At 49.9% G+C, this 22,742-nt stretch carries 18 protein-coding genes, 1 tRNA gene and 1 pseudogene; 13 read left to right on the forward strand and 7 right to left on the reverse strand.

The window, feature by feature from the left end; genetic code table 11:
* Nucleotides 1-23: 23 nt before the first annotated feature.
* The 4 genes from ACEPST_RS10480 to gnd all read right to left on the reverse strand — a co-directional run bounded on the left by ACEPST_RS10480 (nucleotide 24) and on the right by gnd (nucleotide 6,209).
* Entirely contained in the window at nucleotides 24-1,346 is a 1,323-nt protein-coding gene (locus ACEPST_RS10480; protein ID WP_204121024.1) for an APC family permease, read from the reverse strand.
* 844 nt (nucleotides 1,347-2,190) lie between these two features.
* Nucleotides 2,191-3,549, reverse strand: a complete 1,359-nt coding sequence (locus tag ACEPST_RS10485) for a gluconate:H+ symporter (RefSeq protein WP_203646322.1) — start codon at nucleotides 3,547-3,549, stop codon at nucleotides 2,191-2,193.
* A 165-nt stretch (nucleotides 3,550-3,714) separates the two neighbouring features.
* On the reverse strand, nucleotides 3,715-5,271 hold the full coding sequence (gntK, locus tag ACEPST_RS10490; protein WP_125765101.1) for a gluconokinase: 1,557 nt from the start codon (nucleotides 5,269-5,271) through the stop codon (nucleotides 3,715-3,717).
* Between the two features lie 32 nt (nucleotides 5,272-5,303).
* Nucleotides 5,304-6,209 carry a phosphogluconate dehydrogenase (NAD(+)-dependent, decarboxylating) gene (gnd, locus tag ACEPST_RS10495; protein ID WP_204121023.1) on the reverse strand — a complete coding sequence of 302 codons (906 nt, stop codon included), beginning with the start codon at nucleotides 6,207-6,209 and terminating at the stop codon, nucleotides 5,304-5,306.
* Between the two features lie 88 nt (nucleotides 6,210-6,297).
* Between gnd and ACEPST_RS10500 the strand changes: the two genes are divergently transcribed.
* The 3 genes from ACEPST_RS10500 to ACEPST_RS10510 all read left to right on the forward strand — a co-directional run bounded on the left by ACEPST_RS10500 (nucleotide 6,298) and on the right by ACEPST_RS10510 (nucleotide 8,679).
* Nucleotides 6,298-6,435 (forward strand): hypothetical protein, encoded by a 138-nt coding sequence (locus ACEPST_RS10500; protein ID WP_395425071.1) that lies wholly within the window; start codon nucleotides 6,298-6,300, stop codon nucleotides 6,433-6,435.
* 259 nt (nucleotides 6,436-6,694) lie between these two features.
* Nucleotides 6,695-7,519 carry a MurR/RpiR family transcriptional regulator gene (locus tag ACEPST_RS10505; RefSeq protein WP_203637413.1) on the forward strand — a complete coding sequence of 275 codons (825 nt, stop codon included), beginning with the start codon at nucleotides 6,695-6,697 and terminating at the stop codon, nucleotides 7,517-7,519.
* Between the two features lie 404 nt (nucleotides 7,520-7,923).
* Nucleotides 7,924-8,679: a GH25 family lysozyme gene (locus ACEPST_RS10510; protein WP_204121022.1), complete on the forward strand. Its 756-nt coding sequence runs from the start codon at nucleotides 7,924-7,926 to the stop codon at nucleotides 8,677-8,679.
* 198 nt (nucleotides 8,680-8,877) lie between these two features.
* Here the strand turns inward: ACEPST_RS10510 and ACEPST_RS10515 are convergent, their stop codons facing one another.
* Nucleotides 8,878-9,255, reverse strand: coding sequence for a DUF4828 domain-containing protein (locus ACEPST_RS10515; RefSeq protein ID WP_203646330.1), 378 nt, complete (start codon nucleotides 9,253-9,255; stop codon nucleotides 8,878-8,880).
* A 667-nt stretch (nucleotides 9,256-9,922) separates the two neighbouring features.
* Here ACEPST_RS10515 and ACEPST_RS10520 point away from each other — a divergent pair.
* The 7 genes and pseudogenes from ACEPST_RS10520 to ACEPST_RS10550 all read left to right on the forward strand — a co-directional run.
* Nucleotides 9,923-10,927 (forward strand): Gfo/Idh/MocA family oxidoreductase, encoded by a 1,005-nt coding sequence (locus ACEPST_RS10520; protein ID WP_204121021.1) that lies wholly within the window; start codon nucleotides 9,923-9,925, stop codon nucleotides 10,925-10,927.
* 12 nt (nucleotides 10,928-10,939) lie between these two features.
* Nucleotides 10,940-12,289: a DEAD/DEAH box helicase gene (locus ACEPST_RS10525; protein ID WP_204121020.1), complete on the forward strand. Its 1,350-nt coding sequence runs from the start codon at nucleotides 10,940-10,942 to the stop codon at nucleotides 12,287-12,289.
* A 53-nt stretch (nucleotides 12,290-12,342) separates the two neighbouring features.
* A tRNA-Arg gene (locus ACEPST_RS10530) sits at nucleotides 12,343-12,415 on the forward strand.
* Between the two features lie 155 nt (nucleotides 12,416-12,570).
* The gene (locus tag ACEPST_RS10535) at nucleotides 12,571-12,843 is read left to right on the forward strand and encodes a hypothetical protein (RefSeq protein ID WP_204121019.1); all 273 of its coding nucleotides are present in this window, start codon (nucleotides 12,571-12,573) and stop codon (nucleotides 12,841-12,843) included.
* 409 nt (nucleotides 12,844-13,252) lie between these two features.
* Entirely contained in the window at nucleotides 13,253-13,705 is a 453-nt protein-coding gene (locus ACEPST_RS10540) for a universal stress protein (RefSeq protein ID WP_203646338.1), read from the forward strand.
* 160 nt (nucleotides 13,706-13,865) lie between these two features.
* Nucleotides 13,866-15,221: a gluconate:H+ symporter gene (locus tag ACEPST_RS10545; RefSeq protein ID WP_125765092.1), complete on the forward strand. Its 1,356-nt coding sequence runs from the start codon at nucleotides 13,866-13,868 to the stop codon at nucleotides 15,219-15,221.
* Nucleotides 15,222-15,392: 171 nt separating this feature from the next.
* Nucleotides 15,393-16,935, forward strand: a pseudogene (locus tag ACEPST_RS10550) (IS1182 family transposase); the annotation flags it as partial.
* 121 nt (nucleotides 16,936-17,056) lie between these two features.
* Here the strand turns inward: ACEPST_RS10550 and ACEPST_RS10555 are convergent.
* Both ACEPST_RS10555 and ACEPST_RS10560 read right to left on the reverse strand, forming a co-directional pair.
* Nucleotides 17,057-17,521, reverse strand: coding sequence for a GNAT family N-acetyltransferase (locus ACEPST_RS10555; RefSeq protein ID WP_204122228.1), 465 nt, complete (start codon nucleotides 17,519-17,521; stop codon nucleotides 17,057-17,059).
* A 63-nt stretch (nucleotides 17,522-17,584) separates the two neighbouring features.
* Complete coding sequence (locus ACEPST_RS10560) at nucleotides 17,585-18,526, reverse strand: glycosyltransferase family 2 protein (protein WP_204122227.1); 942 nt, start codon at nucleotides 18,524-18,526, stop codon at nucleotides 17,585-17,587.
* 813 nt (nucleotides 18,527-19,339) lie between these two features.
* On the opposite strand from ACEPST_RS10560, the gene wecB reads away from it, so the two are divergent.
* From wecB to ACEPST_RS10575, 3 genes are all read left to right on the forward strand, one after another.
* Nucleotides 19,340-20,473 carry a non-hydrolyzing UDP-N-acetylglucosamine 2-epimerase gene (gene wecB, locus ACEPST_RS10565; protein ID WP_125765089.1) on the forward strand — a complete coding sequence of 378 codons (1,134 nt, stop codon included), beginning with the start codon at nucleotides 19,340-19,342 and terminating at the stop codon, nucleotides 20,471-20,473.
* Nucleotides 20,466-21,323: a nuclease-related domain-containing protein gene (locus ACEPST_RS10570; RefSeq protein ID WP_395390790.1), complete on the forward strand. Its 858-nt coding sequence runs from the start codon at nucleotides 20,466-20,468 to the stop codon at nucleotides 21,321-21,323. The genes wecB and ACEPST_RS10570 overlap by 8 nt, the downstream gene beginning before the upstream one ends.
* A gap of 434 nt (nucleotides 21,324-21,757) precedes the next feature.
* A complete protein-coding gene (locus ACEPST_RS10575) occupies nucleotides 21,758-22,678 on the forward strand; it encodes a YihY/virulence factor BrkB family protein (RefSeq protein ID WP_125765087.1) in 921 nt (306 codons plus the stop codon).
* Nucleotides 22,679-22,742: the final 64 nt, after the last annotated feature.

Here is a 22,742-nt window from a genome sequence, read left to right on the forward strand (position 1 = left end):
TAAACTTGTGTGAGCCATTTTGTTTAATTGGTGGTTTTATGCCGTTGGTGCCAGAAGTAAATCGGCAGGCCAATCAGGGTGAGCAACAGGCCGGTGACGGCGAGGCCCGTTTCGGTAATCAGCGTGGTGGCTAGGATGAAAATCCCACCTACCAGCGCAATCAACGGAATTACGGGATAACCCGGGACCCGGTAAGGCCGGTTGAGCTCGGGTTCCGTCCGTCGTAATTTGAAGACGGCGATGAAGATGAGGCAGTTGAAGACCCACATTACGAAGACCAGCATATCCGTTAAGAGATCAAAGCTTCCCATGAACATCATGATTAGGGCGATGACGAACTGCACACTTCCCGCAAAATAAGGCACGTAGGTCCGGCGAGATAGCTGGCGGAAGTATTTGGAAAAGGGCAGGCTGTCCTCTTCGGCCATGGCGAAGGGCACCCGCATCCCCGTCAGTGTGTAGCCGTTGATGGCCCCGTAGACGGAAATCAGGATGCCAATCGTGACCAGCTTCCCACCAAATTGACCGAACAGCCGCATGGACGCGTCGGCCGCAGCGTTTTGGTTACCCGCGATCAGGTCGATGGGTAGCGTCTTCAAGAACACCAGGTTGACCAGCGTGTAGATCAGGGTGATGCCGGCCAGACCAATGATGATGGCCCGCGGCAGGTCGCGCTCGGGATGTTTCATTTCACCGGCGATGTTCCCAATGCTGATCCAGCCGTCATAGGCAAACATCGTCGCCAACAGGCTGGAGCTAAAGGCGCTTCCCCAGTTGAGGTGGTCGCCGGTGCTAATTGGCCAGAGGTGAATGGGGGCGTTAGCCGGTGCAAACAGGCCAATCCCGACGATCACAATAATGGGAATCAATTTAAAAATCAGGGCAATCGACTGGACGGACCCGCCGACCTTGGCGCCTAAAAAGTTCAGGCCAGTGATACTCAGGCCACACAGAATGGCGACCGGTAACTGCCAGGCACTGCTCAGATGGAACAGGGCAACCCATTGCGTCCCGAAAATAATCGAGAGGGCCGCGATGTTGGCGGGGTAATAGACCAGTAATTGGGCCCAACCCATTAAGAAACCGACGGGCTTGCCGTAGGCGTACTCCAGGTAACGCATGGCGCCCCCAGTACGGGGAATCGCAGCGGCGAGTTCGGCGCTCGTCAGACCCGCACAGATGGTCAAAATCCCACCCAAAATCCAAGCAGCCAGCGTCATGTTAGCGGAGTGGTTGGCAGCCACCACGCTAGCGGTCTTGAAGAATACCCCACCACCGATCACGGTTCCCATCACGGTTGCCAGGGCAGTAAACGTGCCGATTTCTCGGCGTAACTCCTTTGCCAAAGTTTTAGACTCCTCTCTTCTCTCAAATGACTGATTTTACCATTATAGCACTTAAATTTAGCGTTGTGTGCGGTTGAAGCAGAGATATGTGAAAGGATGTCACGACGGTGAGAAAGCGATTAGACGAGCAGGGAGGGGGTATTTAAGCAGTTATACTTTTACGGGGATATTTAAGGGGTAAGTCGTTGTGGTGAACAACATGAGTTGGTGAACATGATTTGGGGTGGAATTGGATTGTTAGTAGCTATGTTGGGAGTAAGTGCGGGCTTCTTGTACCGGTAAAATGGCACACATTAACCCAACCACAACACCGGTTGTACGGGCTAAACACGTGTCAGCCGCAGGGATGGTGAAAATCCACCAGTTATGGAAGTGACCAGAGGTGAGCCAAGGTGCCCAGCTGTGTCGGTGGTCTTGGCTGGGGTGCTTTCCCAGCCTAGCCCACGGGACAACCTTTGAGACCGAACCTCAGGCTCAATTTGACTGTCATACAAATTTTTGGGGGTTACATTTATATTTGAACTAGTATAAAATCAACGAACAACAATACCGCTTGTATGGGCTAAACGCATGTCAGCCGCAGGGATGGTGAAAATATGCTCAGCAGTGGGAGTTGCCTAAGCAGTTTTACTGCTTAGGCAACTGCTATCTTTGAGACGCGGTTCTCAGCGGCTCAAAGTAAGTCTGGAGACCGTACTTTGGCTCCAGACGGGCGCCCACCGCGTTCCGGTATATTTTCACCATCCCGGAGGCGAATGAACCAAGCGTTTAGCCCAGACAAAAAGGTCCGCCACCCCAGGGGGCAGCGGACCAAGTGACGCTCGAATTAATTGTCAGAAAAATTCTAGTGGAACGCCATGTTCAGCAACAGAACAATCAGGATACCCACGATGGAAATCACAGTTTCCAGCACGGTCCAAATGCTCAACGTTTGCTTAACAGTCAAATCGAAGTATTCACGGAACATCCAGAACCCGGCATCGTTCACGTGAGAAGCAGCTAAGGAACCAGCACCAATGGCCAGAACCATGAGGGCTGGGTCAACACCGGATTGGGCCATCAATGGGGCAACGATACCAGCAGCGGTCAAAGCAGAAACCGTTGCGGAACCTAAAGCCACACGGAGGACAACGGCGACTAACCAACCTAAGATCAGTGGGGACATGTTAGAGTCGATGAAGAGTTTTGCAACTTCTTTACCAACACCACCATCGATGAGGACTTGCTTGAAGGCCCCACCACCACCGATAACTAACAGCAGCATAGCGATGGACTTAACAGCGTTTTCCAAGGTTGCCATGATGTCTGAGGTCTTACGTTTCCGACCCCAACCCATGGTGAACATTGCAACCATCAGGGAGATTAACATCGCGATGGCTGGGTCACCAATCAAGGCAACGATTTGGTCCAACATGGAGGCGTTCTTGGTAGGCGTTGCCCCACCGTCGACCGTCATCTTGTAGATGGTCGTGATGGCCATCAGGATAACTGGGAAGAGGGAAGTCAGAACGGACAGGCCAAAGCTAGGTGCTTCGGAAGGCTTGAAGGTCTTAACTTCACCCAAGGAAGATAAGTTCCCTTTACGAGCAAAGGCTTCTGGTGCAAATTTCTGAGCTAACTTGGTGAACATTGGCCCGGCAACGATGGCTGCAGGAATCGCAACAACTAAACCGAACAGGAGGACCTTACCATCGTTGGCACCCAAGACTTGCGCAATGGCAACTGGTGCTGGGTGAGGTGGTAAGAACCCGTGGGTAACAGACAAAGCGGCTGCCATGGAAATCCCTAAGTAAAGGATTGGCACATCAGCTTCAACGGCGATGGCAAAGACGATAGGAATTAACAGAACCATCCCAACTTCGAAGAATAGCGCGATACCAAGAATAAATGAAGCAAGCATAATGGCTAATTGGAGGCGCTTCTTACCGAATTTGTCAATCAGTGTCGTGGCAATCACGTAAGCCCCACCGGCGTCGGCAACTAACCGACCCAGCATGGCCCCGAAACCAAAGACCAAGGAGAGTTCGCCAAGTTGGCTCCCAATCCCAGATTCAATCGTCGTGGCGATTGTCGTGAGGTTCATGCCTAACAGAATGGCTGTTAAGACAGAAGTTAAAATCAGGGAAACAAAGGTGTTGATCTTGAAACGAATAATGAGGACCAATAAGAAGATGACCCCGATAAGCAAAGCTAGTAGTTCCATAGGAAGTAAGCCCTTTCATTGAGTGAATTTTGAAAAGCCAACGCATAATCCGTTGGCTTTTCAATGCAAGTACACACATTGTACGTTATAAAATCCAATTTGTATACCATAAAGTTTCAAAAATTTTAAATTTCGTTGGTTAGTTTTCTGAAAAGACTAGACCAATTACTTTTTCTTGGTATCTTGTTGGTGAACGTGAGTCCGTTGGTACTCAGCGATATTCTTGTATTCTGATTGCAATTGCCGACTAAGGCGAATGTAAATCGGAACCAAGGCCCGGTAAGCGTCATACGTTTCTGGGTTAGGGTGGTGCACGTTAGAAACACCGATGAAGTTCTTCACAGCGGAGAGGTCATCGATCATCCCTAAGGCATACATCCCAAGCGTTGCGGCACCCAGGGCAGTCCCTTCAGGACTTTCTGGGATGGTAACGTCTTGTTCAAAAATATCAGCGAGCATTTGCCGCCAGAGAGCTGAACGGGCGAAACCACCGGTAGCTTGAATGCTAGATGGCTTGCCAACAACTTCTTCGAGGGCCAACATCACGGTGTACAGGTTGTAGACAATCCCTTCGAGGGCTGCCCGAACCATGTGGGCCCGTGAATGGGTCCGTGTTAAACCGAAGAAGGAGCCACGTGCGTTAGCGTCCCAGATAGGGGCCCGTTCGCCACCCAAGAATGGATGGAAAATCAGACCATCGGAACCAGCAGGGACCTTCGATGCGATTTCAGTTAAGAGATCGTAGGAGTCGACGTGCATTTGTTCAGCGGTCAACTTTTCTGGAGCAAAGAGTTGGTCACGGACCCAACGGAAGACAATCCCCCCGTTGTTGACTGGTCCACCGACAACCCAGTGATCCTTAGAAAGGTAGTAGCAGAAGACCCGGCCCTTAGGGTCAATCTTCGGCTTATCAGTGACGACCCGAACGGCACCGGACGTCCCGATGGTAACAGCCACAACACCAGGCTTGATGGCGTTAACGCCTAAGTTGGCGAGGGGACCATCGGAAGCACCCATGATAAAGGGAGTTTGTGGGTCCATACCAATAACACCAGCGTAATCAGCTTTCATGCCAGTGATTTGGTCAGTTGTGTCGACCAATTTAGGTAATTGGTCACGGGTAATCCCAGCAACTTCCAAGGCTTGGTCGTCCCAGTCCATCTTAAAGATGTTAAAGAGACCAGTGGCATTGGCAATAGAGTAGTCTTCTTGGAGCACGCCGAATAACTTGTATAAGACGTATTCCTTGATGCCGACGAACCAACGGGCTTGGTTAAACAAGTCCGGTTGGTCATTGCGCAACCAAATTAATTTACTGAGCGGTGTCATAGGGTGAATTGGCGTCCCGGTCTTTTCGTAAAGTTGCTTACCCACACCGTTTTCGCGTAATTCATCTGCATACTTAACTGCCCGGTTATCAGCCCAGGTAATTGCCCGAGTCAGCGGCTTGTGGTCTTCATCTAAGAGAATCAGACTGTGCATGGCAGCGGAGAAGGAGACACCTTGTAACTTGCCGTCCTTCAAATCTGCCTTCCGCATAACAGTGGTTAACCCATCGATCATGGCAGAGAAAATCTCATCTGGATCTTCTTCAGCCATATCGGGCACATCTTGATAGAGGGGATACAGGTTGTTTGAATAACCTTGCATCTTACCCGCAGTATCATACAATACGGTCTTGACACTGGTCGTACCAATATCGACCCCAATCATGTAGTCCATAGAGCTCTTCCTTTCGTGTCGCTAATTAAAAATTATTTGCCAGCCTTGTCCATGGCGTGGCCACCAAAACCGTTACGTAAAGCTGAAACAACTTTACCAGTGAAGGTGTCATCTTGCATAGAACGGTAACGCATCATCAATGACAAAGCGATAACTGGCGTAGGTACTTGGCTGTCCAAACCTTCTTGAACAGTCCATTGGCCTTCACCAGAAGCATGCATGCGACCGGCGATGTTCTTAAGTTCAGGATCCTTGGCGAATTGTTCTTCAGCCAATTCCATGAGCCAGCCCCGGATAACAGAACCATGGCTCCAAACCTTAGCAACGGCTTCGTTGTCGTATTCGAACTTGGAAGCTTCGAGAACTTCGAAACCTTCAGCGATGGCTTGCATTTGGCCGTATTCGATACCATTGTGGACCATCTTCAAGTAGTGACCTGAAGCAGCTGGGCCGGTGTAAAGGTAACCGTCTTTTTCAGCGATGTCGTCGTATAATGGACGGATCGTTTCGAAAGCAGCCTTGTTGTCCCCACCGATCATGAAGTTACCGTGTGAACGTGCACCTTCCATACCACCTGAAGTCCCACAGTCAAAGAAGTCAATGCCTTTGGCCTTCAAGATTTCGTTGTGACGAAGAGAATCCTTGTAGTAAGAGTTCCCACCATCAATCAAGATGTCGCCCTTGCTGAGCAACGTGCTTAATGATTCAATCGTAGAGTCGGTTGGCTTGCCGGCTGGAACCATAACCCAAACAATCTTAGGTGAAGGTAACTTGGAAACCATGTCTTCTAAGCTGTCGGCGCCTTCAGCACCTGCAGCAACTGCCTTGTCGACAAAATCCTTGTTTAAATCAAAACCAACGATTTCGTGGTTGTGATCCATAGCGTTTTCTGCGAGGCTAAGACCCATTTTACCTAAACCAATTAATCCGAGTTTCATGAAATAATCTCCTTTGCATGATGCGAAATTTTTCTGACAACGCTATTATATGTAAAAAAGTTTCACATTTCAAGGCTTTTGATGTAAAATGTTTACAAAAAGTGAAATAAGTTATCGCCACGCGGTGGATTTTAAAATGGTAATCGCTTTATACCGCGGGATTTCGGCTTTTCGCGGCAGTGAAACTTTTTTACCAAAAAATTTTGTGATTCGCAAAATTGCCTAAAAAGTTCAACGTCGCTGTCAGCATACCGGGATGAGACACGGATTGGCAACCGGCAGGGGATGGCGGTTCTTTGTTGGGTGACTGACCTTACTTGTCGGCACAAGTCAACTGGTCAATCATCTGGACGCTGGATACCTAAGTGGGTAACCGGCTTATAGATTAGACCGTCTATTAATAGATAAAACAAGTTTTAAAATAAGGGTATCGAAGAAAGGGGTCGGCGATCATCGCGCGCTCAACCATTGGTAAGATTCGGGGAATGTACGATCAACTATCTCCAACGGAAAAGAAGGTTGCGACACTGGCATTGGACAACGCTAGCGTTGTGAGTGAGATGACCATCAAGGAGTTGGCCAGCGCCACCGGGGTTTCCACGGCCACTATCTCACGATTTGTGAAACGCATGGACTATGCCAACTACCGGGAGTTCACCATGGCCTTGGCCCATTTGGCCATTGAAGACACGCCCCAGATTAGTTCCTTTCCAGAACTGGGCGAGGGGGATTCCCTGTCGACCATTGCGAATAAAACCTTCCACTACACGATTCATTCATTAGAAGCCACGAACGAGGCGCTGAGTGAACACGAACTGGCCCGGGCAGTCCTTAAATTGATTCATGCCAAGTCGGTGACGTTCTTTGGCCTCGGCGGGTCCTCAATCGCCGCATTAGATGGTTTTCACAAATTTTTGCGGACCTCACTGAACGTGGCGTACTATCCGGACTATGATATTCAGCTGATGCAGGCCGCTAAGTTGGGGAAAGATGACGTGGCCATTATCATCTCCCATTCTGGTCGGAATCATGAGACGTTGAAAATCGCTGAAGAGCTAGAGCGCAATGACGTTACGATGATTGCCATCACCAGTTATAGTGGGTCACCATTGGCGCAGGCCGCAGACGTTTCCTTCCTATCATTGACGGATGAAGTGAACTACCGCTCGGAGGGGATGTACTCGTTACTGTCCCAGCTGGCCATCCTCGATAGCCTGTTTATGATGACCGTGTTGCGAATCTCTTCACGAACCGATCAAACGCTGACCAAGGTCCGCGATGTCATCGAACAGACCCGGCATGAAGATTAATTAGGTAAATGTAAAGGGGCCGGGTTAATTTTCCCGGCTCCTTTGGCGTCCACCGGTCAACTAGGGTTAAACGCGGAACTGGCGCCTCCGGGAGAGTGAGAATGGGCTTAGCCGTGGGAATGTTCTTAGCGGCGGTCTGTGCCGGTTAGAACATTGATATCTTTGAGACACCTGGGTGGCTCAAAGTAAGCACGGAGACCGTTCTTTGGCTCCGGGCGTTCGCCCACAGCGTTCCGGGCCATTCTCACGCCCCCGGAGGCGAAAATCAACGATCAAATTAAAACCGGTGACATCACGCCGCGGGTTAGGTTCTGGCGGGTGGCATGGTATAATAAAAGTTAAATTTAGTGGCTACTAGCGCCAGGCAGATGGTGCGACGGCTAAAGGAGAAACGGTGACTGACGGTGAAACGAACTGAGTACAAACCAATTTATGAAAATACGTACCGCCGTCGGCATCATCGGCGTTGGTGGTGGGGCCTTGGACTCCTGCTGGTGGTGATCATCGCCGTTGTCGGTTGGAGTCAGTGGCAGGCCCACCAGAAGCGGCAGCTGGAAAACTACCCAGTACGGGGGATGACGATTAACCAGGACAGTGGCTACCTGGATTTTCAACAACTTTCCAAGCATACCGACTTCGTTTACCTGCAGGCGACATCTGGTGCGACCTATACCGATGACGATTTCAGTGATAACTATTCGCGGTCCCAGGGGGCAGACCTCAAGGTGGGGGTTGCGCACACGTTCAGCTTTACCAGCTCGGCCGCTCGCCAGTACCGGCACTTCCACGAAACGGTCGGTCAAGATACCGGGACCTTACCAATTATGGTGGCGGTCAGTTATTACGGTAAATATAATAGTAGTAATACGGACATGGCGGCGCAGGGGCAGAAGCTCAAAACGCTGGTCAGTCGCCTGAAATGGTACCACCAAGGGGTCATCATTTTTGCCAATAAACAGGTGCTGACCCAATTTGTTCGGCCGGTCTTACCCAGTGAGGACTATTGGATTGCCGGTGGGAAGCTGGCGGGGCACGATTCGCAGGTCAAATTGATCGAATATGATGCGGATGGCAGTGTGACCCAGAACGGTCAGGACCAACCCGTGGCGCGGTCCGTGTTTAACGGGAATCGACGAGTGTGGGCGAAGTTTTCCCCATAAATTTAGGTAAATTAAAAGGACCTGGGGTCAAGTATCCCAGGTCCTTAGTTGGCCGATTTTACATGGCCGAAACGTGGACCCAAAGGCAGTCGGTTCCGCTTAAAACTGATAACCAAACAATCCAAAACCAGGATTATTCGGTTGTCAGCCTTAATGCTCACCGGCTAATCGCCTTTGGGTCCACTCTCTTAGTTATGATTAGGCGTCATCTTTGGTTGGCGAAATAGGTTTCATCATGTAGGTACAATCATCTGCTTCATCAAAAAACGAAATTGGTTGGCGTTCGTTGGCGTGAATGGTTAAGTGATAACCGAATTTATCCTGGAACGTCAATTGCTGTTCATTGAGGTCCTGAACCCGGACTTGAAGCTGGTGATCATCAATCTGCACGTCAAGATTAGGACTAATTTCGAGCCGGTGGCGACGCTGGTTGTGGGGGTCAATGAACTGCCACGTGCCAACGTAAAAGAGTGGCGATGTGCTTGGTTGTGGGTCTTTCTTCTTGCGCAACGAAAAGCCGCCAGTCAATCCGGCAACCAGTGAAATTCCAAATAAGGCAATGTCTCGACCTTTCACCGGTAATCCCTCCCTTGAATTTAAGTTTCTTTCTACAATATAACATTTTTGACCAGGAAACCTGTACTATTTCCCTCGGATTTTAGAAAATTAATCCGAAAGCTATCGCCGGACCACCGGGACTGTTAAAATGGGATTAGCGCTTAACTGGGCAGAGCAAATACCAGCGGCACGCTCAGTAATCACCGAGTGCTGGTCACGGGCTTTCATGCACTGGCATGGTAAACTTGAAGGTAAGCGTGTTTTGTGGTGATTGGACAGGTGTCATCATGACTATTGATTGAGAATCGGCTGATGTCATTTGAAAGAAAAGTTCAGAATAATGTTTGTTCTCGAATCGTGGCCAGTTACAACCAAAATGAAGAAATACTTGGCACGATACCTGTGTTTCAATTACAGAAATGGTATAGTCAGGCATCTGTGTTAGTGACCAGAGGCGGGCCAAACCGGCCAGCTGTGTCGATGGTCTTAGCTGAGTGATTTTCTCAGGTTAGACCATGGGCCGACCTTTGAGACCGTTCCTCAGGCTCAAAGTCGAGGTGGAAGCCTGCTCCATAGGGCTGGAACCGGCCCCACAGCAGGGCGCTTTGAGCCGGCCGCCGGGAACGGCAATTAATCACAATTTAACAAAAATCAAAATAATTCAAACACTTTTGGAGGGATTCGCATGATTCGTATGGGGACGGTAGGGACCAATTGGATTACGCAACAATTCGTAGAGGCGTTGGCGCTGAGCGGCCGGTATGAACTGGCTGGGGTTTATTCCCGGCACCAAGACACCGCCGATGCGTTCGCAGCCAAGAACCAGGCGCAGACCAGTTACACGGATTACGAGGAAATGCTGACGCAGGCCGATTTGGACGCCGTCTACATTGCCTCACCGAACAGCCTGCACTTTGATCAGGCCATGGCCGCGATTGCCCATGATATTTCCATCGTGGTGGAAAAGCCAGCCTTCAGTAATCGCCAGGAAATGGTGGCGGTACAAGCGGCTTTGGCCCAACATCCCGAGGTAAAATTCTTTGAGGCGGCCCGTCACGTGCACACGCCTAATTTCCAGGCGCTGTCGAAGGCCTTACTAGGTTTGCCCACGATTCAAGGGGCGGCGTTGACCTACATGAAATATTCGTCACGTTACGACCTGGTGTTGGACGGTGACGTGCCAAACGTGTTCAGCCGCCAATTTTCTGCTGGTGCGCTACAAGACTTGGGGGTTTATCCCATTTATCTTGCCGTGGCGCTCTTCGGTCAGCCGGAGCACGTCCAATATTACCCAACGTTGATTGCGACCGGGGCCGATGGCAAGGGGCTGGCAGTCCTGCGCTACGTTGGCTTTGACATCACCGTTTCGTTTGGGAAGACCAGCAATTCCTACGCGCCATCCGAAATTTATGGCTTGAAAGAAACGGTCTCACTGGACAGTGCGGGTGAGCTGACGCACGTGTCCGAACGCGATGCATCGGGGAACGTCACGGACCTCAGCCAACCCGCCTTGGCCAACCCGATGTTGCCGGAAGTTAATGATTTTGCCCGGGTGCTCGATGCCCCAGCTGACCCCCAGAACCAAGCGGATTATCGTCGCTGGTTACAGTGGAGCACGACCGTGAACCAGGTGCTTTACAGCTTACGGGTCAGCGCCAACCTGCGTTTCCCAGCTGATGAGAACGACTAGAAAGGAAACAGCATGTTAAAACAATTTGAACAACATTTTAAAGATTTAGGATACGAGGCACCAACCGCGATTCAAACGGCCGTTTATGACAAAATGGTCGGGGACCAAAACGTTTTGGGATTAGCACCCACGGGGTCCGGTAAGACGGTCGCCTTCACGTTGCCCGCACTGGCGAACCTGTTGCCTGGGGATGGGATTCAACTGATTGTCCTGGAACCCTCCCAAGAGTTGGCCATTCAGACCAGCCGGGTCATGCGTGACTGGGCCAAGTTACTCGACTTAAAGGTCGCTGCCTTAACCGGTGGGGCCAACGTAAAACGGCAAACGGAGCGCTTGAAGAAGCGGCCAGAAATTATCGTCGGCACCCCAGGCCGGGTCTTAAACCTGGTCAATGATCGCAAACTCAAGTTACATTTGATTTCCCTGATGATCGTCGATGAAGCCGATGACCTGTTAACGGGGGACACGTTAGACACTGTCCGTGAAATTGCGCAATCAATGCCAGCTGACGTGCAGCTAGGATTCTTCTCCGCCACCGACACGCCAATTTTGCATGAGCTGGACAAGTGGTTCGGTCAAGACGTTGAACGCGTGGACGTGCGGGACCAAGACAACACGCAAGGCGAGGTTCGCCACGGGTTGTTACAGGTCGGTATGAACAAGCGTGACCAAATGTTGAAGCGGCTGCTGGCCATCCCAAATTTCCGAGCACTGGTTTTCTTCAAGCAGTCCAGCACGCTCCGCAAGACGGCAACGCGTTTCTACCATGACCACGTTTCCGCAGCGGGGTTGACCAGTGATCTACGTCAGGTCCAACGGGAAAAGGCCTTACAAGATTTCCGTCAAGGTCGGATTCGGTTGTTGTTGACGACGGATGTTGCGGCGCGGGGATTAGACATTCCCAAGCTGCCAGCCGTCATCAACTATGATTTGCCAGATAAGGTCAACGAATACGTCCACCGGGTCGGTCGGACTGGCCGGATGGGTGAACCGGGTCAGGTGATCAGTTTAGGGGACGATCACGACTTACGTGATTTGAAACGCCTGCTGAAGGAAACGGACTATGAATTGGTTCCCCTCTACTTTAACGGACGGGCCTTAGGGACGGAACGGCCAACCGCGGCCGCCGTGCAAGCCAATGAAACGGCCAAGGCCGAACGACAAGCTACGGCAAAGCCAACCGCCACGGCCAAAGCCAAGGATGGGACCAAGGTTAGCGCCAAGGTGAAAACCAGTGGTGGGGCGAAGCCAACGGTCAAGGCAGAGACGCCTAACCCTAGCAAGAAAAAGAAGCACAAGAACCGGCACACCAAGAATAAAGGGATGCGCAAGAAGTGGCGCGACCACGACGAAGAGAAGTAACGCTTTACAATTACAAAGATCCGTGTGAAAATTAATAACGGATCTTTTAATATGGCCCTATAGCACAACTGGATAGGGCACTCGCCTCCTAAGCGAATGATCCCGGTTCGAGTCCGGGTGGGGCCATCAAAAATGAAGATGAAATAACCAAGGGCGCTCTGGAAACCAATCCGGTGCGCTTTTTGTTTACAGTGAGGGATATGCTAAACTAAAAAGGGGACTAAACGTGGGTCAAGCTATGGGGATGCTGGGTTCTCACGTGAACTTGGAGGAGGGGTCACATGTTCAAACGAGCCATGAAAGAGGCCTGGGGGTTCATTGCACTGGGCGTCGTCTTGGACCTGATATTCGCGCCACTGAGCTTCTTACTGCACCACCATTCAGGCATCAGAATATGGGAACTAGTCGCGGATTGGTGGCAGACGGGCCATTCGTTCGCGACTCTAGGTATCATGGTTGTCACGGCACTGATTGCGTGGAGCTTGCTGGTCGCCATTATTTATTTCTTTTTGTGGTTGAATCACTGGCTACGAAAACGCGACCGGGTTAAGTAACTGAGAGAATTGAGAAAGATAGGCTTGAGTGGGTACTACTGACTGGTGGTATCCATTTTTTGTAGAAAAGGCAGATAGACATAGTACGTTCAGAGGGAAAATTTAGCTGGTGAAAATGGTTGAACCAGTGTGAGTGACCAGAGGCGGATCAAGGTGGCCAGCTGTGTCGCTGGTGTTGGTCGGGGTTCTTTCCCGGCCTACAGCAGGGGGCGACCTTGGAGACGGGGGCTTCGGCTTCAAGGCGAGCTGGAAGCCCGTTCTTTGGCTGGAAGCGTCCCCCACAGCAGACGTAATCCCTGTCAGCCGAAGGCGGTAAAGCACCAACCTAAGTTTCATAGCTTTCGGCTCCCCAATGGAACCGTTTTCCGCTATAATGGACGTAGCTAAGAAAAGTGAGGAGGAGTTTTCAATGGACACTACCGGATCAATGGACCCAAAGAAGTTTACCCGAATTTTAGTTGGGGTGGATGACTCACCGGACGCGCAACTGGCCTTTCGTTACGCGATGAACCGGGCGAAGTTTGACGACGCTGAGTTAGTGATTTGTTCCGTGCTGGAATCTGACAACATGAATATCTACCAAGCTCTCAGCAAGGACTATGTGCACGGGCAACGCAGTGATTTACAAACGCATTTACAAGAATATGAAAAATTGGCGCGCCGGTTTGGCATCACCAAGGTGAAAATTATCATTGGTGAAGGGGACCCCGGGGAAACGATTGTGAAAAAGATTATCCCCGAAGTTGAACCAGACCTGCTAGTTGTGGGGTCACTTTCACAATCTGGTGTGCGGAAATACTTTGGGAGTCAAGCGGCCTACATGGCAAAATATTCTCCAGTTTCCGTAATGATTGTCAGATAGCGTTTTCACGACTGTTTTCACAAATGAACTGTAAATAATATTCAGTTACCCCCTTGCAACTTGAAAATATTTTTCATACAATGGTTCTTATGCGACAAGATAATTCTGGCTGCGGCAGGCTGGTTTTATCAGAATCGAGCATAAGAAAAGAGAGAGAAATATGCAGTTCGTGATTTTATTATTGGGTATTTTACTGTTACTCTTTTTAATCATTCGAGTAAAGTTAAACACCTTCGTTTCATTAATCGCTACGTCTATTTTGGTAGCGCTTGGCTTAGGCATGAACCCCGCAAGTATTGCGGATTCCATCAAAAACGGTATTGGGAGCTCAATGGGCGAACTGATTATCGTTTTTGGGTTTGGCGCGATGATTGGGCGGTTAGTGTCTGACGCTGGGGGTTCTTACCGAATTGCCCGGACGTTGATCAAAATTTTTGGGAAGAAACGTCTCCAAGTTGCCATTGTGGTAGCGTCCTTCCTGATTGGGATTTCCCTGTTATTTGAAGTTGGGTTAGTGCTGGTAACGCCAATCGTCTTTGCGGTTGCGTTGGAAGCCGACGTCCCATTCCTCTATCTGGGGATATCCATGGCGGCCGCGCTGTCTGCGACCCAAGGGTTCTTACCACCACAACCATCTCCAACCGCCGTTGCGACGGCTTTAGGGGCTAACGTGGGGGAAATGTTAATGGTCGGAATCATTGTGGCCATTCCCTGTGTGATCATTGCTGGGCCAGTTTGGACTCGCGTGATCCGTCGGTTTAATCCAGAATTGTTTGTCGTTAAGAAGTCTTTGCCGGCCTTTGGTGAAGTGAAGGAATTTGATTTGGATGAAACGCCAGGCTTCGGTCTGTCCGTCTTCACCTCATTATTCCCAGTTGTCTTCATGATTTTGGCAACGATTTATCAAATGGCGGTCAATGGCGGAACGGCACCGAAGAATCCGCATGGTTTGGACGCGGTCATCACGATGCTGGGGAATCCCGTCATCGCCATGGTCGTCGCCTTACTCTTTGCCATCTGGTCCATGGGTTTCCATCGTGGGCGCTCCATGAAGGAAATCAGTGGCACGCTGGAAGACGCCATCAAGTCAATCGCCATGTTACTGATGGTGATTGCTGGGGGTTCTGCCTTTAAGCAAGTCCTGATTGACGGTGGGGTCGGTAAGGCCGTGCAACAATTGATGATGAACTCCACGTTCTCACCAATCCTGTTGGCTTGGTTGATTACCGTTATCTTACGGATTTCCCTGGGTTCCGCCACGGTTTCCGGGATGACGGCTTCCGGGCTGATCATGCCATTGATGCACTCTCTGGGTGCTGATCCAGTCATGATTGCCTTAGCCATCGGGGCCGGTTCCTTAGCGGCTTCCCACGTGAACGATGCTGGTTTCTGGATGTTCTCCGAGTACTTTGACCTGAGCGTTAAGCAAACGTTCCAAGTCTGGACGACACTGGAAACAGTTATCTCCGTGGTTGGGTTGTTAATGGTGCTCTTAATGAACATGATTATTCACTAATATAAGTTATTGCTATTGATTAAAAGAGGCTGTGACATAAGTCTCCAAAACGAAAACTGGTTGAGAAAAATCTTCGGATTTTCCTCAACCAGTTTTTGGTATAATCAAAATAAAAAAGAGCATCGGTCGCACCCGACACTCCTCGAAACTATCCCCGAAAGGATGTTCAATATGCAAGATTATTATAACATGAACCAAACGACTTTGAGTATCGCTTTAGACTATTTGCCAGAAGAAAATCATCCGGCTCGTTACATTGATACGCTGGTTGAATCTCTAAAGTTAGACTACTCCTATCAGTTTGGTCGTCCTCGAGAATATGATTTAGCTGCCATGCTTAAACTAGTCCTACTTGCTTATACCTATGGAATTTTCAGTAGTCGTCAAATCGAGAAATTTGCCCGTGAAAATAAGCCCGCTGGTTGGCTAATCGCCGACCAGGTTCCTTCATATCGAACTATTTGTCGTTTTCGTATCTCGGATGAATTGGCTAATTTGACGCAGCAAAGTTTAAACAACTTAACGTCATTTTTAAAAGATGCCGGTGTAATTGACGATGTCACATTTATTGATGGGACTAAGATTTTAGCCGATGCCAATAAATATAGCTTTGTGTGGCGGAAGAACACCATCCGTTTTGACAAAATGAATCGGGACCAATTGGTCTCGATTTTGGGCGAACTCCACGAAGCAAAGCTCATCGGTGAAGTCCCAGCTGGTTCTGACCTTACAGTGAGCATGTTGGACGCTGTGATTGGAACAGTTGAGGATAAGTTGGTTACTTTAGATGAAAAAGTTCAGGCAACAAGAAAAATATCACCTAACCCAGCCAAGCAACAGCGACGGCTTCTTAAAACACAGCGCCGAAAATTAGACCAACGGCGGGACAAGATGATTGAACATCAGCAGCAACAAGCAACCTACGGTCAACGAAGCAGCTACTCAAAGACTGATCATGATGCCACTTTCATGAGGGTTAAGGAAGACCCCATGCAAAATGGCCAGCTGAAGCCAGCCTACAATCTTCAAATCGCAACGAGCAATCAATTTATTACCGGATTCGACCTGTTCCAAAACCCAACCGATACACGAACCTTTCCACTATTTTTAGCAAGTTTGGAATCGCAAAATGTGCTTGGTAAAGTCATTGTGGCCGATGCAGGTTATGGCTCAGAAAGTAACTACCGATATTGTGAAGACGAGCTCGATAAACACGTCGTATTAGTTCCTTACGGGACAATGCTCAAAGAAAATAGTCGGAAGTGGCAAAGTGATGATCGAAAGGTAATGAATTGGGATTACTACGAAAAAGATGACTATTTTATTGACCCGAAAGGTGTCAGATTCAACTTTAAAGCTTATCGAAAAAGCACTGACAAGTATGGCTTTACTCGTGGATTTAAAGAATACGAAGCCGAAAAATACAATGAGAATCATGAAGTGATTCCACTGGCTTTGACACCAAAGAAAAGGCTTCGCCGAATTAAAGTGAATGAGGCATGGGAATACTTTAAGGCAAAGGAACGCACCCAGCTTTCAAAGCCAGAAAACAAGGCTATCTACGGACGTCGAAAGATTGATGTAGAGCCAATTTTTGGCAAGATGAAGGCTTATTTGCATTTCAATCGCTACTCGGTCCGTGGTCTAGCGAAGGTCAAAAAAGAAACTGGAATCCTCGTTCTAGCATTGAATATCCTCAAGTTAGTCTCCACCAGGAGAAGACGGCTTGAGAATCAAGAGCATGGAAATAAGGCACGAAACCAAAGTTCGGTTTCGTGCCTTATTTTTGTTCTACAGAGGCTAGTTATGTCACAGCCTCTTTTTTACGCGCATTTTTAACTTTTCATATCCTTTTCCATAAAGTAATTGGTTAGGTGAATGCCATCCCGCTCCACCTGTTGTGCGCGGATAACGCGATAACCTTCGTGTTCAAAGAAGGGGCGGGCGGTGATGGATGCGGCGGTGGTGTACCGGTCAGCGGAAACCGCTTGTTCCAGGGTGGTGATTAGGCCGTGGGCAATGCCTTGGTGTTGGTATTGGGCGTGAACGTATAATCGATCTAAATATCCTGTGGCGGTCATGTCGGCAAAGCCCACCACTTGTCCCGATTGACAGGCAACGCGGGTTGTGTGGGCCGCCAGAGACGTTTGCCAACGCGCTCGAGTTGGGGCATCGTCGGGACCAATCCAAGCGGCTAGCTGTGCCGGCGTGTAGTCTTTCGCATTGACCGTTTGAATGGTTTGTTTGAATAACTGGTGAATTTCCGCGAAATCTGTGGCGCGATATGGACGAATCAGCATGGGGGAGTGACCACCTTTCTGGGATGACAAAAAGGCCCGACAACGTGTGCCGAGCCGCTAAGTCTATTCTTCTTCCCGGACAATGTACTTTGGCCGGTGTTTCGTTTCAAGGTAAATTTTATTGATGTATTGGCCTAAAATGCCGAGGCAGAACAATTGAATCCCACCAATAAACAGCATGATAGCGACCAGGGATGGCCAGCCGGCAACGGCGCCGCCCACGGTTAACGCGCGAACGATGACGAAGATGATCCCAATGATCGACAGGAGAAAGGAAATACTGCCGACCCAGGTAGCCAGGCGCAACGGGGCATTGGAGAAGTCAATGATGCCTTCAATGGAGTAGGCAAACAGTTGGCGTAAGTTCCAGTGCGTGGTGCCGGCCGCACGGGGTTGACTCTCGTAGGTCAGGTAGGTCGTCTTGAACCCGACCCAACTGAAGATTCCCTTGGAGAACCGGTTGAATTCGGGCAATGACGTGACCGTATCCACGAACTGTCGGGTCATTAACCGGTAATCCCGGGCGTTGGGCTCGATGCGAACGTCCGAAATCTTATTGATCACGCGGTAGAAGCTGCTGGACAGAAAGGCCCGTAACTTGCTTTGGCCGCGGCGTTCCTTTTGAATTGTCCCGACACAGTCGTAGTCGTCATTTTCAATGAGGTCGACCATTTGCGGTAATAATTCGGGTGGGTCTTGTAAGTCAACGTCCATCACAGCGACCATGTCCCCAGTGGTGGCTTGTAGCCCAGCTGCGAGGGCTGACTCCTTCCCAAAGTTCCGCGAGAACGACCGATAATGGACCGTTTCGGGATGGTTTTGGTGTAATTCTTTCATTTCCTTAAGGGTGTGGTCACTTGACCCATCATCCACAAAAATGTACTCCGGCTCAACCGTCGGGGTAGGGGTGTTCATTGAATCGATCACCTTGCTAACGGTTCGGTAAAATAAGGGAATAGACTCCTCCTCGTTATAGCAAGGAACGACCAGACTTAACTTTTTCATCGTAGACATTCCTTTCACACAACGTTACTATCTTACCTCAAAAGGCCGGGGCTGACCATGACAATTCGCTTAAAAGTGGGTGACAACGCCGCGACGACCCACCTAAAAGTTAGGTGAACCGCTTACAGATGTGAAGTGAATTGGCTTTAATGGTCAGGGGGACAAATTAAGTGACGTTGAAAACAATTTTTCGGATGCGTAACTTAGTGGGTGATTCGAACTGATTAGCCGAGTTTGAAGAGGGAACTGAAGGGACGCAAGTAGAGATGATGAGTGAGAACTGATGCAATCATCAGCCGTGAGGGCGGGAAAAATGGACTCAGCCGTGGGAGTTCTCTTAGCAACGGGCTGTGTTGCTTAGAGAACTGGTGTCTTTGAAACTCGCTTTTTGAGGTTCAAAGCAAGTCCGAAGACCGCTTTTTGGCTTTGGACGGCCGCCAAAGCGTTCCGGTCCGGTAAGGCGAGGGTTGCCAAACAGAAATGAAAAGGACAGAGAAGTGAGCGAGAACTAGTGGAGCCGGAGACGGTCAGCCACGGAGATCTGTGTCGGTCCTGTTAGACCGGTGTTTTTCCGGCCTTACAGGACGGGACGTCCTTTTAAACTCACGGGTTGGGTGAGGTTGAAAGGCGAGTGTGAAGACCGCTCTTTGGCTTCACGCGTTCCCCACAGACGGTAGTGGCTGACGGTCGCAGGCGGAACCAGCTCTCACTCGCTCAGTGTAGCATTTGGGAGGAAAAACCGGAATTAATAACATGCCCGACACGCTTCTGCTATAATTGACCTAATCAACACCACTTTGGAGGGAAATGTTTGTGACAAAACCGATTAAAGTTATGACGGTGTTTGGTACCCGTCCAGAAGCCATTAAGATGGCCCCAATTATTTTAGCGATGCAGCAGCGGCCGGCAGAATTCACGCCGATTACCGTGGTCACGGCCCAACACCGGGAAATGCTGGATCAAGTGCTTGAAATTTTTAAAATTAAACCTGACTATGATTTAAATATCATGAAGCCCAAGCAAACGCTCAGTGACATTACCACGCGGGTCTTGACCCATCTTGACCACGTCATGACCGAGGCGCAGCCAGATATTGTGCTGGTCCACGGGGACACGACCACGACCTTTGCGGCCAGTGTGAGTGCCTTTTATCACCAGACGTTACTGGGGCACGTGGAGGCTGGGTTGCGGACCTGGGACAAGTATTCTCCCTACCCCGAGGAAATGAACCGGCAGTTGACGGATATTTTAAGTGACCTCTACTTTGCGCCCACGGAATTATCCCGGCAGAACCTGTTGAAGCAGGCTCATCCAGACGACCACATCTATGTGACCGGGAACACCGCCATCGATGCGCTCAAGCAGACGGTGGATGCCAATTACCAGCATGATGTCCTGACGCAGGTCGCCCCGGATCATCGAATGATTTTACTGACGATGCACCGGCGGGAAAATCAAGGCGCACCGATGCATGCCGTCTTTAAGGCCGTTCGGCGGGTCGTCGAAGCCCATCCGGACGTGGAAGTCGTCTATCCGGTCCACTTGAGTCCGGTCGTTCAGGCGGCAGCTCACGAGGAACTGGGCGGCATGGACCGCATCCATCTGATTGATCCCCTGGATGTCGTGGATTTCCATAATATGGCAGCCCGGAGCTACTTTATCATGACGGACTCCGGTGGCGTGCAGGAAGAAGCCCCATCGTTGAACAAGCCGGTCTTAGTTTTGCGGGACACCACGGAACGGCCGGAAGGGGTCACGAACGGGACGTTGAAGTTGGTCGGCACCGATCCAGCTAAGGTCACGGCAGCGATGGAAAACTTGCTATCTGACCAGGCGGCGTACGATCAAATGGCGCAGGCCAAGAACCCATACGGCGATGGTCACGCGTCAGAAAGAATTTTGGCCGCGATTGAAACGACTATCAATGGAGGAAATGCAAATGGCTGAGACGGCTTATGACCGGGCCGAAATAAAGACCACGGAACAGTTGTCAGAAATTATGCGGGATATTCATCAGGCCGCGAAGAAGCACAACGAACGTTTTGATTATAAAATCTTGCGCAACGTGCACTTTGCCAACAAGGTCAAGAATCCCGTGACCCAGGAAATGAACGAGGGTGATTCCTGGCGGGTCATGCAAATTGACAATTTACTGGTGACCTCGTTTGGCGTCATTAATGTGGAAAGTAAGTATTGGCGAGGGATGATTTTTCACGACCTCTCCGAAGAAATTTTTTCGTCTAGTCTGGACGACTTCTCAGCGGTCAATCTCAAGAGCCGTGAGAAGGACCAGGATACTGCGGCGGCACTGACCAATCGCTTGGACCGCTTCTTCCTGCCGAATTTATCGGAAGAAAATGAATCGCTCACGCAGGGCTACACCATGAGCCTGGAACAAGAGGGCCGTGGCCAGCGGTCAATCACCTTGCATACGGGCATTAGCAACCCGGCAACCCAGGTCGAACTCTCATCGAAATTGTTAGTGCGCTACATTAATAGTGAAATTACGATGCATAAGCAATTAGAGAACAAAAACGACCGGATCATCGACTTTGTGAAACCGTTAGTCTATTATAATTATTACGACCGTTATGACCGCACCAATTCGTTGGTCGTGGGGAATAAGACCAAGCTGAATGCTCACGACGCGTATAATTGCACGGCGGTCGCCAACTACGACGACTTAGCCACGTTCATCGAATCTTTCCGCCAGGCCAAGCGCGTGCGCTTCAGCCGCAAGACGCTGGAAAAGATGATTGGCACGCTGAAGTTTGCCGAAGATTACGGTTCGTTCTAATGGCGATGATCTTTAGCTAAAGTGGGACAAACAGGCTATTGCGAGTTAACCGGGAAATTGATAAACTAATAAGTCGCGGTCACAATTACTAGGACTAGTTATGATTAGCAATTGTGATTGGTTTTGTGGACAATCCGGTTGACGATAAATGGATTGCCGGCAGAAAACAATTCAAGACACAAATAGAAGATGCTTGGTCAGCGTCAGTGACCAGAGGCGGGCCAACCTGACCAGCTGTGTCGGTGGTCTTGGTTGGGGTTCTGTCCCAACCTAGAGCACGGGACGACCTTTGAGACCGGTTTTCAGGGCTCAAAGTCGAGCTGGAAGACCGCCCCTCAGGCTGGCAGCGACCCCACAGCAGGGCAGGTTGAGCCCGCCGCCGGGAACGAAGGATACCACCCAATCTATCTGCTAAAAAAGGAGGTTCGAACACCTTGACCATTCAGTGGCGCAAACGGGGCGCGCAACTCAAGCACGTTTACGGAACCATCATGAAGCACTACACGATGGCCAACGTGTCCGATTCCGCCGTCGTTTTGGCCTATTATACGTTGCTGTCGCTGTTCCCAGCCTTGCTGGTGTTAGCCAGTATCTTGCCTTATTTAAATATTCAAACATCGACGGTGCTGGATAGCATTGAGCCGATGGTGCCCGAAAGCATTTTTGACATGCTGGAGCCTATCATTCACTCGTTCCTGAATAATCGAAGCGGGGGCGTGCTGTCCATCGGGGTTATCGTGTCCATTTGGTCATCTTCCCGGGCGGTTGCGGCGTTCCAACGAACCGTGAACCGGGCCTATGGCGTCGCGAAAAATCAAAACGCGTTCGTCAACCGAGTGGTGGCGTTCTTTTGGATGGTCGTGCTGATTGCCTTCCTGTTTGCCCTCATGATTTTCTTTAGTTTTGGACAAATCGTGTTGGAAAAGCTGACACCATTGCTGCACCTGCCACGGGCAATCCTGGCATACGTTAACGCGTTGAAGTGGCCCTTTACGTTTTTCGTGGTCTTTGTCGTGTTGATGATTCTCTTTTATTTCGTGCCCAATGCCAAACTCAAATGGCGGTTCGTCTGGCCCGGGGCCTTGGTCGCCACGGTGGGTTGGTTACTCCTCTCGCAGGCGTTTTCCATCTATGTAAAATACTTCGTGCACAACATTGATAGCTACAAAACGATTGGAACGTTCATCTTCTTAATGTTCTGGTTGGACTTTACCGGATTAATCCTGATGTTTGGCGCCGTGTTGAACGCGGCCATCCAGGAGTTAATCGTGGGGGCCATCGAGGAACAAAAGGCGCTGGCCATCCCCAACCTGTTAAGGTATCGCAAATATCATTTAAAAAATAAAGAGAAATAAGCAAAGAGCCTCCTACCAACAATTTTGTCGGTAGGAGGCTTTATTTGTGCGTTATGAGATGAAT

Origin of the sequence: Levilactobacillus sp. FUA 3915 (assembly GCF_044053135.1) — a bacterium.
Taxonomy (GTDB): domain Bacteria; phylum Bacillota; class Bacilli; order Lactobacillales; family Lactobacillaceae; genus Levilactobacillus; species Levilactobacillus lanxiensis.

Coding starts and splice junctions, on each gene's coding strand:
- ACEPST_RS10485 (WP_203646322.1), bottom strand. CDS start 3,549: ATGGAACTACTAGCTTTGCTTATCGGGGTCATCTTCTTATTGGTCCTC.
- gntK (WP_125765101.1), bottom strand. CDS start 5,271: ATGGACTACATGATTGGGGTCGATATTGGTACGACCAGTGTCAAGACC.
- gnd (WP_204121023.1), bottom strand. CDS start 6,209: ATGAAACTCGGATTAATTGGTTTAGGTAAAATGGGTCTTAGCCTCGCA.
- ACEPST_RS10500 (WP_395425071.1), top strand. CDS start 6,298: ATGTTTACAAAAAGTGAAATAAGTTATCGCCACGCGGTGGATTTTAAA.
- ACEPST_RS10505 (WP_203637413.1), top strand. CDS start 6,695: ATGTACGATCAACTATCTCCAACGGAAAAGAAGGTTGCGACACTGGCA.
- ACEPST_RS10520 (WP_204121021.1), top strand. CDS start 9,923: ATGATTCGTATGGGGACGGTAGGGACCAATTGGATTACGCAACAATTC.
- ACEPST_RS10525 (WP_204121020.1), top strand. CDS start 10,940: ATGTTAAAACAATTTGAACAACATTTTAAAGATTTAGGATACGAGGCA.
- ACEPST_RS10535 (WP_204121019.1), top strand. CDS start 12,571: ATGTTCAAACGAGCCATGAAAGAGGCCTGGGGGTTCATTGCACTGGGC.
- ACEPST_RS10540 (WP_203646338.1), top strand. CDS start 13,253: ATGGACACTACCGGATCAATGGACCCAAAGAAGTTTACCCGAATTTTA.
- ACEPST_RS10545 (WP_125765092.1), top strand. CDS start 13,866: ATGCAGTTCGTGATTTTATTATTGGGTATTTTACTGTTACTCTTTTTA.
- ACEPST_RS10555 (WP_204122228.1), bottom strand. CDS start 17,521: ATGCTGATTCGTCCATATCGCGCCACAGATTTCGCGGAAATTCACCAG.
- ACEPST_RS10560 (WP_204122227.1), bottom strand. CDS start 18,526: ATGAAAAAGTTAAGTCTGGTCGTTCCTTGCTATAACGAGGAGGAGTCT.
- ACEPST_RS10570 (WP_395390790.1), top strand. CDS start 20,466: ATGGCTGAGACGGCTTATGACCGGGCCGAAATAAAGACCACGGAACAG.